12 protein-coding genes are annotated in these 14,426 nt (G+C 53.1%); 11 read left to right on the forward strand and 1 reads right to left on the reverse strand.

Features of this window, described 5'->3' with window-relative positions; translation table 11 throughout:
• Positions 1-73 precede the first annotated feature (73 nt).
• From NQZ67_RS12755 to NQZ67_RS12775, 5 genes are all read left to right on the forward strand, one after another.
• On the forward strand, positions 74-1,189 hold the full coding sequence (locus NQZ67_RS12755) for an isocitrate/isopropylmalate dehydrogenase family protein (protein WP_257446036.1): 1,116 nt from the start codon (positions 74-76) through the stop codon (positions 1,187-1,189).
• A 32-nt stretch (positions 1,190-1,221) separates the two neighbouring features.
• Positions 1,222-2,124, forward strand: coding sequence for a sugar phosphate isomerase/epimerase family protein (locus tag NQZ67_RS12760; protein WP_257446326.1), 903 nt, complete (start codon positions 1,222-1,224; stop codon positions 2,122-2,124).
• Complete coding sequence (locus NQZ67_RS12765) at positions 2,121-3,485, forward strand: four-carbon acid sugar kinase family protein (RefSeq protein WP_257446038.1); 1,365 nt, start codon at positions 2,121-2,123, stop codon at positions 3,483-3,485. The genes NQZ67_RS12760 and NQZ67_RS12765 overlap by 4 nt, the downstream gene beginning before the upstream one ends.
• A gap of 3 nt (positions 3,486-3,488) precedes the next feature.
• A complete protein-coding gene (locus NQZ67_RS12770; RefSeq protein WP_257446040.1) occupies positions 3,489-4,163 on the forward strand; it encodes a class II aldolase/adducin family protein in 675 nt (224 codons plus the stop codon).
• A 225-nt stretch (positions 4,164-4,388) separates the two neighbouring features.
• Positions 4,389-5,486 (forward strand): glycoside hydrolase family 117 protein, encoded by a 1,098-nt coding sequence (locus tag NQZ67_RS12775; RefSeq protein ID WP_257446042.1) that lies wholly within the window; start codon positions 4,389-4,391, stop codon positions 5,484-5,486.
• 129 nt (positions 5,487-5,615) lie between these two features.
• Here the strand turns inward: NQZ67_RS12775 and NQZ67_RS12780 are convergent, their stop codons facing one another.
• Complete coding sequence (locus NQZ67_RS12780) at positions 5,616-6,404, reverse strand: IclR family transcriptional regulator (RefSeq protein WP_257446329.1); 789 nt, start codon at positions 6,402-6,404, stop codon at positions 5,616-5,618.
• Between the two features lie 190 nt (positions 6,405-6,594).
• Here NQZ67_RS12780 and NQZ67_RS12785 point away from each other — a divergent pair, with 190 nt between their 5' ends.
• The 6 genes from NQZ67_RS12785 (at position 6,595) to NQZ67_RS12810 (ending at position 14,361) form a co-directional block, all read left to right on the forward strand.
• Entirely contained in the window at positions 6,595-7,698 is a 1,104-nt protein-coding gene (locus NQZ67_RS12785; protein WP_257446045.1) for a mandelate racemase/muconate lactonizing enzyme family protein, read from the forward strand.
• Between the two features lie 24 nt (positions 7,699-7,722).
• Positions 7,723-8,739, forward strand: a complete 1,017-nt coding sequence (locus tag NQZ67_RS12790) for a zinc-dependent alcohol dehydrogenase (protein WP_257446048.1) — start codon at positions 7,723-7,725, stop codon at positions 8,737-8,739.
• A gap of 15 nt (positions 8,740-8,754) precedes the next feature.
• Entirely contained in the window at positions 8,755-9,522 is a 768-nt protein-coding gene (locus NQZ67_RS12795) for an SDR family oxidoreductase (protein WP_153783638.1), read from the forward strand.
• Positions 9,523-9,549: 27 nt separating this feature from the next.
• Complete coding sequence (locus tag NQZ67_RS12800; protein WP_257446051.1) at positions 9,550-10,353, forward strand: SDR family oxidoreductase; 804 nt, start codon at positions 9,550-9,552, stop codon at positions 10,351-10,353.
• A gap of 15 nt (positions 10,354-10,368) precedes the next feature.
• Positions 10,369-11,187 (forward strand): sugar phosphate isomerase/epimerase family protein, encoded by an 819-nt coding sequence (locus NQZ67_RS12805; RefSeq protein WP_257446054.1) that lies wholly within the window; start codon positions 10,369-10,371, stop codon positions 11,185-11,187.
• Positions 11,188-11,283: 96 nt separating this feature from the next.
• On the forward strand, positions 11,284-14,361 hold the full coding sequence (locus NQZ67_RS12810) for a glycoside hydrolase family 2 TIM barrel-domain containing protein (RefSeq protein WP_371825298.1): 3,078 nt from the start codon (positions 11,284-11,286) through the stop codon (positions 14,359-14,361).
• The last annotated feature ends 65 nt before the right edge of the window (positions 14,362-14,426 follow it).

Consider the following 14,426-nt stretch of genomic DNA (forward strand, 5'->3'; position numbering starts at 1 on the left):
GACCCTGGGCTTGAGGTTTCGGCCTAGGGCTTTTTTCAATGGTTACAGGACTATAATTGAGGAGCGGTGAACAATGAAAACGTATAAGATTGCAGTTCTTCCGGGAGATGGCATCGGCACGGAGATTACGAACGAAGCGTTGAAGGTGCTGCAGACGGTGCAGGATCACTTAAGCGATGTGAGATTTGAGCTGGAATCATTTGATGCGGGTGCTGAACGATATTTGCGAACCGGCGTAACGATGCCGGAAGAAACCTTTCATCATTGCAAGGAAGCCGATGCCATCTTGATGGGGGCGATTGGCTTGCCGGAGGCGCGTCATCCGGATGGCCGTGAAGTGAATGGAGATGTGATCTTCCGTCTCCGATTCGATCTGGATTTATATGCGGGCGTAAGGCCGGTCAAGCTGTATGAGGGTGTCGTGAGTCCGCTTCGAGATGTGAGCCGGGGCATCGACTATGTCATTGTTAGAGAAAATATCGAAGGGCTGTATGCCTCCCGCACAGGAGGCTGCAATGTTCGCGGGGAAGTGGCGACGGATACCATCATTATGACCAAGACAGGTATTGAGAAAATTTCAAGCTATGCATTCCGGCTGGCGGAAAAGCGAAGGGGCCGAATTTCGGACGGAGCATCCATGGTGACCTGTGTGGATAAAGCGAACGTGCTGAGCTCTTATGCATATTTCAGAAAAATATTTGATAGTGTCGGCGAGCAGTATTCCAAAATCGGCCGCGACTATGTTTATGTCGATGCGATGACGCTATATCAGGTTATGAATCCGCAAATGTTTGATGTGGTGGTGGCGGAGAATATGTTTGCTGACATCATCTCCGATCTGTCTTCGGCTACAGTCGGGGGCCTCGGAATGGCGCCTTCAGGAGACATTGGGGATCAACACGCCCTGTTCCAGCCCGCACATGGGACTGCGCCATCCATCGCCGGACAAAGCGTAGCCAACCCTTACGCGATGATTCTCTCTCTGTCCATGATGCTGAACTGGCTCGGCGATAAGCATCAGGATAACAGCTTGCTTGCTGCTGGAGAGGGGATTGATCAAGCGGTTCAGCACATTCTCTCCAGCGGCGGTGCCAAAACAAGGGATATTGGCGGGAACAGCAGTACGACGGATGTTGGGGACGCGGTCGCGCAAGCGTTAAAGCTATCGGCGATGAAGTGGGTTAAATAATGTTTGCGCATAGGATTGAAGACCATTTGGAGATGGGCATTGTATACAATGCAATGTACCCAGACGCCGTTCAGGACGATGCCGCTTTGCTTCAGTCAGCCGATCAAATTTTGCACGATACATATTTCAGGCGAATTGAAGTTTCGGGTATTCAGCATGCGGAGCTCCGAGCCCGCTTTAGGCAGAGGCTTGCCGTTTGCCGTGTGAACACAAGCTATCTGGCGCAGCCTGTCATTTTTAGAGAGGGACTTGATCTGGGAAGCCATGACCCGTCGGAACGATTGCGGGCTATGAACAGGATGCGGATCTGCATGGAGGAAGCGGAGGCTGTGGGCGCGGATATGATTGAAATGATAAGCGGTCCGTGCCCGGCAGGAGGCGCAGATGAGCAAAGCATAAGACGATTTGCCGAATCCATTCTTGAATTAAGCAAGGAGGCTCGGGAAAAAAGCTTGACGATAATGGTGGAAATGTTTGATTACGATGTGGACAAGAAACGTCTGATCGGGTCAGTGGAGGACACCATTCAATGCTTTCAGCATATTGGAGCAAGCCAATCTGTGCAATTATTGCTGGATTTAAGCCACATCCCCATGGTTAGGGCCGATATCTTCGAGGCTGTCAGACAGCTGAGTCCGTGGCTAGGCCATGTTCATGTTGGAAACACAGTAATGATGCCTGGCGACAGCAAATATGGCGATACGCACCCCTACTTTGGTTATCCCGCAGGCGCAATCGACATCGATCAGCTGGCAACTTACTTTCAGGCGCTTCATGAGGTTGGTTATATACGAGAGGACCGATCAGCAAGGCTTACCTTTGAGCTGATATGCACCTCCGCGGATAGGCCTGCTGATCTGATGGCCAATGCGAAGCGGACGCTGCAAGCAGCGTGGCATTCCTTCCTTAGCAAAGGAGGGAATAGGAGGTCATGAGAGAGCAGCCGCGGCTATTGGCCTTTTATGGCGATGATTTTACAGGCTCTACGGATACCATGGAGGTGCTGGAGAGCCAAGGCGTGCGAACGGTATTATTTGTCCAGCCCCCAACGGAGGATCGGTTGAAGGCTTTTCCCCATGCCCAAGCTATTGGTGTGGCCGGTGTTGCGCGAACCATGAATCCGGTCGCCATGGAGCAGGTGCTGGAGCCTCTCTTCCAGCGTTTAATAGAAATGAAGCCTCACGTTCTGCAATACAAGATGTGCTCTACCGCCGATTCCTCACCCGATATTGGAAGCATTGGCAAGGTGGTGGAGATAGGCAAAGCATTGTTTCATGCCCAGAGAGCTGTTCCTATACTGGCAGCGGCTCCGCACCTGCAAAGATACACGGCGTTCGGTAATCACTTTGCCGCCTATCAAGGCAAGTGTTATCGCCTGGACCGGCATCCCTCCATGTCCAGGCATCCTGTAACACCGATGAAGGAAGCGGATCTCTTGCGCCATCTGTCCGAGCAAATGAACGGGAATATTGGCTCCTTCACGATTGTTGATCTTGAGCTGCCTCCAACAGAACGGCTTGCACGATGGGAGACTGCCATCGAGGCCTATGATGCACTCGTTATTGACGCCATGAACGCAGAGCATATCCGAACCATTGGGAGCTTGATTGGGCAAGAGGCGGAATCGTCTACGAGATTTGTAATCGGCTCATCGGGCTTGTCCCTTTCTCTTGGCGCCTATTGGAGGCAGCTTTATGGACTGACAACGAGACAGGAGCAGGAGCTTGAGCCAGAGCAGGTGCTGGTATTATCCGGGAGCTGCTCGCCGATCACGCAGAACCAGATCGATACAGCTGTTCAACAAGGCTTTAGCAAAATCAAAATAGATGCCCTCGAGCTTCTGGCCGAAAATAATCCGGGCGCAAGGAGCAAACGTGTGCTGGAGGAGGCTGAGCGAAGCTGGCGGAATGGACAAAGCCTTATTTTGTATACAGCGGATGGACCTGAGGATGAAAGCATTGGGCGGCTGCATGACAAGCTGCTTCAGGATGGTGAGCCGGTATCTGCGTCAGGTGAGCGAATCGGTCGAAGGCTGGGGGAAATCGGCAAACAATTAATTGCCGCTCTCGGCATTAAACGGGTGGTATTGGCTGGGGGAGACACCTCAGGGTTTGCCGCGTTATCTATTGGTCTGGACGCATTGGAGCTGATTCAGCGAACGGCGCCAGGCGCGCCCTTATGCAAAGGCTGCTCCATGGATCCCGCGATCGATGGTATTGAGATTGCTCTGAAGGGCGGGCAGCTGGGTCAGCCGGATTATTTGGTGAGAATCGCCTCAGGCGGGAAGGGGGAATAGAAGATGGACCTCAGGAAGGATTTATGCAAATTGGGGCGGTATATGCTGGAGAACCAGCTCGCATGGGGGAATTCTGGCAACATCAGCGCTCGGCTATCCCATACGCAAATGCTCATTACCGGATCAGGTACCGATATGGGGCAATTAGCTCCATCAGATCTGGTCGCCGTGGATTTCGAGACTATGGAATGGGGAGGGGAGCTGAAACCCTCCAAGGAAATTCCCATGCATGCAGAAATCTATAAGCATCGTCCGGATGTGCATGCTGTTCTCCACGCATCGCCATTCTGGACCACGCTGATGTCCTGTACGGACGTTCCTTACGTATCGGAGCTTTTTGTGGAGTCTATGTATTATTTGGAGCGGGTAGCTTATGTGGAGTACCATCATCCCGGCTCGAAAGCGCTTGGGCAGGCGGTGGGGGAGCAGTGTACAGGCGCAAATGTAATGATTCTAAAAAATCACGGGGTTCTTGTTTACGACTCAAGCTTAAAGGAAGCCAAAATGGCGCTGGAAACGGTGGAGATGACAAGCCGCATGATCATGACGGCACGAATGAGCGGCCTCACACTTCATGCTTTATCGCCGGCTACGGCCAACGATTTTCTGGAGCATGCGGGCTATAAGCCTCGCAGACGCTTAAGACCCCCATTGCCAGACACGCACTGCCAGACATAGTATTCTGCGGCTAAGCTTTCTTAACCCATCCTGCATGCAGGATGGGTTGTATCTATTTTCTAGATATCTATGGCGTTGGAGCTTCTATGAATTCTTGACCAGAATAGAAGAGAGCGCTATAATGAATATGTCCAATAAAAATGAAATGTATTCCGAAATTAATAGTATTATTATGAGGAAATGGTGTTTGGTCTTAATACAAACTTTGAGGAAGAAGGTATCGAAATGAAGAAAGAAAGCGCTGCAACGATTCGAGGCAAACAATATACAAAAAACGCCGACTGGTTCTGTGAGTTTACGTATGAGCCGGTTGAAGGTCTGGGCTATGAAGAGGGCGTTCATCGCCGTGATCCCAGCAGTGTGATTAAGGTGGGAGAGTTATACTATGTATGGTATACCAAGTCCGTTGGCGAAGCTGTTGGCTTCAATACGGGCGATCCGGACGCCAAGGTATTCCCGTGGGATCAATCCGAGGTGTGGTATGCAACCTCTCCGGATGCTAACACTTGGACCGAACAAGGTCTTGCTGTCGGTAGAGGTCCGAAGGGTTCATACGACGACCGCAGCGTGTTCACGCCCGAGATTCTGCATCATGACGGCAAGTTCTATCTGGTGTATCAAGTGATTGAAGGCCAGTACCTGCTCCGGAAATATGAAAATATTGCAATGGCCGTCGCGGAGTCGCCAGAGGGACCTTGGCGCAAGACTGATGCGCCGATTCTTCGTCCGGCGATGAACGGCGAATGGTTCGGCGATGACGATAATCGCTTAACCGTGAAGCATAAAGGCGACTTCGACAGCCTGAAGGTGCATGATCCCGTTCTCTTCCATTATAATAACCAGTTCTGGCTCTATTATAAGGGGGAGCAGAAGGGCGAGGAGATGACCTTCGGCGGACGGACGACCAAGTGGGGCGTGGCCATCTCCGATCATCCGGAAGGTCCTTACGTGAAGTCGGAATACAATCCGGTGACGAACAGCGGTCACGAGACGCTGCTCTGGCACTATCGCGGCGGTATGGCAGGGCTTCTCTCGACAGACGGTCCGGAGAAAAATACGATCCAATACGCACATGATGGCATTAACTTCGAGATTGAGGCTGTTATTAAGAATCCGCCGGAGGCTGCTGGTCCATTCCGGACTGAGGATACGGAGCGCAGCCCGCTTGAGGGTATTCGCTGGGGCTTGTGCCATAACGTCCATGCCAAGTGGAACCACATTCTGAAATTCAGAACAGTGGAGGATTACAAGCATCACTATGCCAATAAGGTGAACCCTGAGGTGCTCTGGTTAGGCAAAAAAGCGAAGCAAAAAAAGGATTAATGGTGTAAGGCCGAGCTGTCTGCTGCAGACACTCGGCTTTTTTGCCATTGGTAGGTTCTGCAGTTCGTAACCAGAAACAAAGGGACGCTGCCCGCGGGCAGCGTCCCTTCATGACGATGTGAATGGAGCTTAGGAGAGGTAGACGGAGCGCATGGACGGTACGAAGCCCAAGCGCTTGGAGATGAGCGAGGATTTCTCCTTCACATGCGCCTCCAGCTCATCCTGCTTATCGAAGATGCGAGCGGTCGGTCCCGCTACGCTGATAGCCGCGATGACCTTGCCGGTGTAATTGAAGACAGGGCCGGCGATGGAGCTTAAGCCATCATCGTATTCCTCGCGATTGACGGCGATGCCTGACTGTCTAATTTTGCTCAGCTCCTGCAGGAACTGCTGGTGGTCCGTAATCGTTGTTGGCGTATATTGCTGCAGCCCCTTCTCGCTCACGATCTTGTCGACAGCTTCAAGCGAGAAGTAAGCCATGATGGCTTTACCCAGACCGGTGCAGTGTACAGGGTTTCTGGAGCCGAGAATCGCATTCATGATAACGGAAGCGCTCCCGTCCACCTTATAGATGTAGATAACTTCCCCTTCATTATAAACCGCGAGGAAGGCCGTTTGGCCAGTCTGCGCTGCCAGATCCTGAAGATGGGGAATGGCGGCTTCCACCAGATCGATGTTATGGAGGCCCGCCATCCCAATCTCAATGGCCTTCAATCCTACAAAATATTTCTCCGTTGAGGGCTCCTGCATCACAAAGCCCGCCTTCATCAATGTTTCCAAAATGCGGTGTGTTGTGCTCTTGGGCAGCTGAGTCGCTTCCGATAATTCGCCAATCCCGGCCCCGCCCTTGTTCAAGGCGAGCTGCTCAAGCAGGAACAGTGCGCGCTCTAATGTGGAATTCGTTTTGTTCATTTCCATGCTCAAAGGAAGCACCTTCTTTCATTTCATCTCTATTCCGTTATTTTAAATAATGTTTTGATACGAGTCAATCTCAATTATAAATTGATATATTGTTCCGATTTTGTATTGACGAATCTACTTAAGTGTAATAACATTTCATTAATTGGAACGGTTGGGTTCCGATCACTGATAATAGAGGGTGAACATAATGGCTAATGGAAAACGAATTACTCATATTCAAACCGATTATTTTCTTGTGCCGCTCGCGGAGCAATTGGGAGATGCACGGCACGGCATTCATTCGCATTTCGAATTAATTACCGTCACGATTGGCCTGGAGGACGGCAGTGAAGGTGTCGGCTATACCTACACCGGCGGCGTAGGCGGAAGAGCGGTCTGTCAGATGATCGAGCATGATCTGAAGCCGTTCCTGCTGGGCAAGGACGCCAGCTGCATCGAGAAGCATTGGGAAGAGATGAATTGGAAGATTCATTATGTCGGGCGCGGCGGCATTGCGTCATTCGCCATCTCGGCCATTGATATCGCCCTGTGGGATCTGCGCGGGAAGAGCTGTGATGAGCCGCTGTGGAAGCTGCTTGGCGGCCATGCCTCCTCAACGAAGGCTTACGCGGGAGCGATCGATCTCAACTTCACCAAGGAGAAGCTGTTAGCTAATATTCAAGGGTATATGGATAAAGGCTTCCAGGCCGTGAAGATCAAGCTGGGACAAGAGCGTCTGGCAGAGGACATCGAGCGTGTAGCAGCCGTTAGAGAGCTGATTGGACCGGACCGCACCTTTATGGTGGATGCCAATATGAAATGGTCGGTCGAGACCTCCATCAAGGCCGCAAAGCTGCTAGCGCCACATGATATCTTCTGGCTGGAGGAGCCGACAATTCCAGACGATTATGACGGCTACCGCCGGATTGGCGCCGAGGGCGGCTTGCCTATCGCGGCAGGCGAGAACTTCCATACGGTCTATGAATTCGTGAACATGATTACTCGCGGCAAAATTGATTTTCCGCAGCCTGACGCGTCCAATATTGGCGGTGTAACGGGCTGGCTGAAGATTGCGAATCTTGCTTACGCTTACAATCTGCCTGTGTGCACACACGGCATGCAGGAGCTGCACGTCAGCTTAATGTCAGCGATGCCGAATGCGTCGTATCTGGAGGTGCACAGCTTCCCGATCGATCAATATACGAAGCGGCCGCTTGTTATTCAGGATGGAAGAGCCGTCGCTCCGGATGTGCCGGGCACAGGCGTAGAGTTCCGGTGGGAGCTGCTGCAGCCGTACAAGCAATTATTTTAAACATATAATAGGGAGTGGATGGCAATGAAAGCTGCATTCTATGAGGGGAACAAAAGCATTGTAGTCGGTACAGGCGCGCGCAGAGAGCCAGGCCCTGCCGAGGTAGAGATCAAGGTCGCTTATGCGGGCATATGCGGAACGGACCTGCATATTTATCACGGCCACATGGACCATCGTGTGAAGCTGCCTCAAGTGATGGGGCACGAGATGTCGGGCGTCATCGAGCGTGTTGGCGGCGACGTTGCGGATTATAAGCCGGGCGACAAGGTTACGGTGAAGCCGCTGGGACCATGCGGGGAATGTCCGGCATGTCAGGATGGCTGCAGCCATATCTGCCATCGCTTGCAGTTCATGGGCATTGAGACGGACGGCGCTTTCCAAGCTTATTGGACCGTTCCTGCGAGCACGCTGCATAGGCTGCCAGATGAGCTCAGCCTGCAGCATGGCGCGATGATTGAGCCGCTCGCCGTAGCTTGTCATGACGTTCGACTGGGTCAAGTAGCGCCGGGCGAATATGCCGTTGTAATCGGCGGAGGACCCATCGGCACATTGATAGCGCTTGTTGCCCGTGCTGCTGGAGCAAGGGTTGTTGTGGCGGAGATTAATCCCTATCGTCTCCAGCTGCTGGAGGAGCTGGGCTTCGAAACATGCAACTCCAAGGAGCGGGATTTGGCGGAGTATGTGCAGGAAGCAACTGGCGGCAAAGGCGCCGATGTCGTGTTCGAGGTGACCTCCTCCCTGGCTGGCGCTGAGGTAATGACCAAGCTGCCGAAGGTTAGAGGACGTATTGTCATTGTTGGCATATTCAGCAAGCCTGTCCCGGTAGATCTGCATCGCTTCTTCTGGAGAGAGCTTCAGCTGTTCGGCGCGCGCGTGTATGAGCATGAGGACTTCGAGCAAGCGATCCAACTTGCAGCAAGCGGCGAGCTTGGGCTTGATCGTCTGATCAGCGAGGTCTATCCCATCGAGCAGATACAAGCGGGCTTCGAGCAGATGGAATCCGGCAGCGGCGTGATGAAGGTTCTTATTCAGTGCAATTAAGCGGGAGGTAGCGGGATGAATATCTTGGATTTATTTTCACTGCGGGGCAAAAAAGCATTGGTGACGGGCTGCAAGCGGGGCATCGGCAAATCTATGGCGATTGCGCTGGCGCAGGCTGGTGCGGATATTGTCGGCGTAAGCGCAACGCTGGAGCCAGGGAGCGAGGTAGAGCAGGAGGTGCGCCAGGCAGGGCGAAGCTTCACCGGTTATGCTTGCGACTTCAGCGACCGCAGCGCGTTGTACGCGTTCATCACCAAGCTGAAGGAAGAGCATGCTGATATTGATATCATGGTGAACAATGCCGGCACCATCATGCGCAAGCCGGCGGCGGAGCATCCCGATGATTATTGGGATCATGTCATGGAAGTGAATCTGAACTCCCAATTCATATTGGCGAGGGAGATCGGACAAGGCATGCTGGAGCGTGGAGCGGGCAAAATTATTTTTACCGCGTCACTGCTTACGTATCAGGGCGGCATTAACGTGCCTGGTTATGCGGCGAGCAAAGGCGGCATTGGACAGCTGACCAAGGCGCTGGCGAATGAATGGTCCTCGCGCGGCGTTCAGGTGAATGCGATTGCTCCCGGCTACATCGAGACGGATAATACGGAGCAGTTGAGAGGGGACCCTGTCCGTTATGAGGCCATACTGGGCCGGATACCTGCAGCTCGCTGGGGAAGACCGGAGGACCTGAACGGAGCTGTTATCTATCTGGCTTCCTCCGCATCTGATTATGTAACCGGCACGATTGTTACGGTGGACGGCGGATGGATGGGCAGATAGCTGTCTTATGAAAGTAGGGGACGAATGATGCGTGAGCTTAGGACCGTTGTCATTACGGGAGCTACTAGCGGCATAGGCCGCAACATGGCGCTTTATTTTGCGGATAAAGGGTATCAGGTAATTGGCACGGGCAGGGATACGGAGCGAATCACTGCCCTTCAGGAGGAGCTAGATGGCTTTCCTGCTCCCGGGAGGGTTTTCCAGGTGGATGTTCGCAGATATGAGGAGATGAAGGAGCTTGTTAGCCATCTGGAGTCTGAGCTTGGGACGATACATGTCTGGATTAATAACGCAGGTGTCAATCGTGCGATAGGTCCTACGTGGGAGACTGACCCAGTCACCTGGGCGGACGATGTTGACATTAATCTTCTAGGAACCTTCTATGGCGTTCATGCTATTGTCCCCATGATGCTCAGACAGGGCTTCGGCCGGATCATCAACTTAATCGGCGGCGGAACCACTCATGCGATGAAGCACAGCAACGCCTATGGAACGGCCAAGACGGCGGTCGCCAGATTTACCGAGAATTTGGCTGAGGAGTTGGATGAGACTGGAGCCCCTATCAAGGTGTTCGCATTGAATCCAGGACTTAATGATTCAGAGATGACTAGAGCTCTTCGAGCAACGCCGGAAGGAAAACGATATTTTCCGGATATGGAAGAATGGATCCGCAGCGGCGCAGCGAATCCCCAGGAGGCTCCTGCTTGCGCTTACAAGCTGGCGGAGGGGCTGGCAGACCAATACCACGGCCGCATGGTTACGATATATGATTCTATAACGGAAGCGAGTTCCCTCGAGCCTGATCAATACAAGCTGCGAATGCAGCGCTGAGAAAAGGGGAAATCCATGAAACTACATCTATACAAAGCGCTCTGGGGGATGGAAGGCACTTATAGCGAGCAATTCAAGCGAGCAGCAGATGCGGGGTATACCGGCATTGAAGCGCCCATGCCTCTGCCAGAGCAGGAGATGGCCTTCCGAGAAGCGCTTCAGACCTATTCGCTTGCCTATATCGCCCAGATTTTCACTGGCGGTGAGGATCATATTGAATCTTTCAAGGAGCAGGTGGAGAGAGCTGCCGGCTTCGAGCCCCGGCTCATTGTGTCGCACAGCGCCCGGGATCGTATGAGTCATGATGAGCAGGATCGCTTCTTCGAGGCGGCGCTCCGAATAGAGGCGGACAACGGTATAACCGTTGCACACGAGACACATAGGCATCGGGCCATGTTCTCGCCGTGGACAACGGCAAGACTGCTGCATAAGTTCCCGGAATTGCGTATTACGGCGGACTTCAGCCATTGGACGAATGTATGTGAATCTCTTCTTCATGACATGGAGGAGGAGATTGAGCTTGCCATCGCACACACCTATCATATCCATGGCAGAATCGGCTACTCCCAGGGCCCTCAGGTTCCGCATCCTGCAGCTCCGGAATGGAGCATGGAGCGGGAGCGCTTCGAGGGCTGGTGGAAGCGGATGTTCAGCCGCCGCCAGTCGCAGGGGGAAGCTGTAAGCACGATGACACCGGAATTTGGACCAGTTCCCTATATGCCGACGCTTGCCTTTACGAAGCAGCCTGTTGCAGATCTATGGGATGTGAATGAATGGATCGCCAATCGGGTGAGATTCAGCTATCCAGACTGGATTGCTGCTAATAGCAATTGATGCCTTGCCCGGCTGAATAACACATAGAGCACTCGGGTTCCTTCGGAAACGGGTGCTCTTCGTCTCCCTTAAGGGAATAGCCTAACTATTATAGGAGTGATACCTTTGCTGGAAATCGATAAATATTGGGAAGATCCCCGTACGCTGCACATAAACCGCGAGAAGCCAAGAGCTTATTATATTCCGCATGCGGATGCCGAGGGAGCTGTCTCCCGCAAGAGAGGACGCTCTCCTTATTATCAGACCTTAAATGGCGCTTGGAAATTCCAATATCACGCCAGCGTGGAGGAGGTTCGCGACAGCTTCTATGAAGCGGATTATGATGCAGGAAGCTGGTCCTCCCTATTAGTACCCTCCTGCTGGCAGAATAACGGCTACGACAGCATGCATTATTCCAATCTGAACTACACCATTCCATGTGATCCTCCCTTTGTACCGGACGACAATCCCGCAGGGCTGTACATTCGGAAGTTCAACCTCTCGCCGGATTGGACGGAGAAGGACAAATATGTGGTGTTCGAGGGTGTGAATGCGTGCTTCTATCTATGGGTGAACGGAAGCTTCGTCGGCTATAGCCAAGGAAGCCGGGTGCCTGCCGAGTTCAATATCAGCAAGCACCTTGTCTCTGGCGTTAACCGGATGGCGGTTATGGTGCTGAAATTTTGTGACGGCACTTACCTTGAGGATCAGGATTTGTGGCGATATACGGGCATATTCCGGGATGTCTATATGCTGGCGAGGGATAAGGCGCATATTCGCGACGTGTTTGTGCGTACAACGCTGCTGAACGGCGACCGGGAGGCTCAGCTGAATATCGAGCTGGAGATGGCCGGCGGTGCCGTTGTACAAGCTGTTCTGCGAGATCCAAGCGGTATTGAAATAGCTGCGGCGCAAGGTGAAATAGGGCAAACAGGACAACTTCTTATGGAGGTGCTGGACCCGCAGCTCTGGAGTGCGGAGCAGCCGGTGCTGTATGAGCTGCTGTTGTCCTCGGGTGAAGAGGTGCTGCGCTTCAGCGTTGGCTTCCGCCGTGTGGAGATTCAAGAGGGCGTGTTCCAGATCAATGGCGTTCCCGTGAAGCTGAAAGGCGTCAATCGTCACGATTCCCATCCAAGCCTTGGCCAGACCATTCCTCTGCAGCATATGATTCAGGATCTTCAGGTGATGAAGCGCCACAATATTAATACCATTCGGGCATCTCATTATCCCAATGATCCCCGATTTCTGGAGCTCTGCAATGAATACGGCTTCTATGTGGTGGACGAAGCGGACCTGGAGTGCCATGGGCTGGCTATCGCCGATAACTGGGACAATATGGCCAAAGGGCTTGGAATGCAATCCTATACGGACTTCCATGAGCTGTCCAACAATCCTGATTGGGAGGAGGCCTTCGTCGATCGGGCGGTTCGTATGGTGGAGCGCGATAAAAACAACCCTTGCGTGGTGATCTGGTCGATGGGCAACGAGTCCGGATACGGTCCTAATCATATTGCCATGGCGAAGTGGACGCGGGAGAGGGACAGCGCAAGGCCTGTTCATTATGAAGGAGCAGCCTCCCTGTACCTGGGTCATCCCGATACAAGCGCGTTGGACATGGAAAGCCGCATGTATGCATCTGTCCCGGAGATTGAGGCCTATGCCAAGGATGAGTCGAAGCTGAAGCCGCTGTTCCTGTGCGAATACAGCCACGCCATGGGCAATGGCCCCGGCGATCTGCTGGACTACTGGAATGTCATCTACGCCGAGCCGAAGCTAATGGGCGGCTGTGTGTGGGAATGGTGCGACCACGGCATTGAGAGGAAAACCGAGCATGGCGACACGTATTATGCGTACGGCGGCGACTTCGGCGAGAAGCCGCATGACGGCAATTTCTGCATTGATGGCCTGGTAGCTCCCGATCGTACGCCGCATACTGGCCTGCTGGAGCTGAAGCAGGTCATAGCGCCTGTTCGGATGGAGGCCGTTGAGCTGGAGAAGGGCCGGCTGCAGATTCACAATCTGTATGACTTCGTGGACCTCTCCCATCTGGTCTTCTATTGGAAGGTGGAGCGTGAGGGCGTACTCCTTCAGCAAGGCGAGCTTCGAGGCTTGCGAACAGCTCCGCACACCGGAGAGGTGGTGGAGCTGCCGCTGCAACCGAAGCTGTTCTCTCTGGATGCGGTCAGCTTGACCATATCCTGCTGCCTGGAGGAGGAGAACGTGTGGGCGGAGCGTGGGCATGAAATCATGTTCCAGCAATTTGAGCTGACGTCAAGTGTTGGCAACGGTGCTTCCAAGCTTTTTGAAAACAAGGCCTCTCATACCTCCATCCAAGTGCTGGAGGAGGAGCGTAAGCTCCTTATTACGGGCTTTGACTTCAGCCATTCCTTCGATCTGCGGAAGGGTATGCCGGATCAGCTGACAAGGCACGGGGTGGCGCTGCTGGAGCAGCCTCTGTCCTTCAATATGTGGCGGGCTCCGCTTGATAACGACAGACCGCTGGTCGCGAGATGGGAGTACGAAGGACTGGAGCATGCCGGCATGAAGGTGTATCGCTGTGATTGGGAGCAGCGTGCCGAGGGAGAGGTTGTCGTGACCGTTGAGTTTTCATTGGGTCTCTACACGCGTAGACCTATTGTGCGAGGGTCAGCCCAGTGGTTGTTCGATGCCCAAGGCGCGGTTACGGTGAAGGCAAGCGCAGAGGTGAAGAAGGAGATAGACTTCCTGCCTCGCTTCGGCTTGCAGCTGAGAATGCCGGCAGCCATGAATACGGTGGATTATGTCGGTTATGGACCGCATGAGAGCTATGTGGACAAGCGTCAGAGCGTACGCAAGGGCAGATATGTACAGCGCGTTGAGGAAATGGGCGAGTCATATATTATGCCGCAGGAGAACGGCTCCAGATGGGGCACGGAATGGGCTGTCGTATCCAATGAGCTGGGTATGGGCCTGCTGCTGGACGGTACAGAACCTTTCTCGTTGAACGCTTCCCGTTATTTGCCTCAGGATCTGACGGCGGCTAAGCATACGTATGAGCTCCAGCAGAGGAAGGAAACGATCGTTCAGCTCGATTACAAGATGAGCGGCGTGGGCTCGCACTCCTGTGGCCCCAAGCTGATGGACAAGTACCAGCTGAAGGAGAAGCAATTCGACTTCCAATTTACCTTAAGACCTGTATTTAAGGAAGATGAGTAAAAACGTATTGACGCCTATCCTATCCAACTGTATAATCAACTCAAAACGGAACAATGTTCCGAAAA

The organism is Paenibacillus soyae, assembly GCF_024623455.1.
Taxonomy (GTDB): Bacteria; Bacillota; Bacilli; order Paenibacillales; family Paenibacillaceae; genus Pristimantibacillus; species Pristimantibacillus soyae.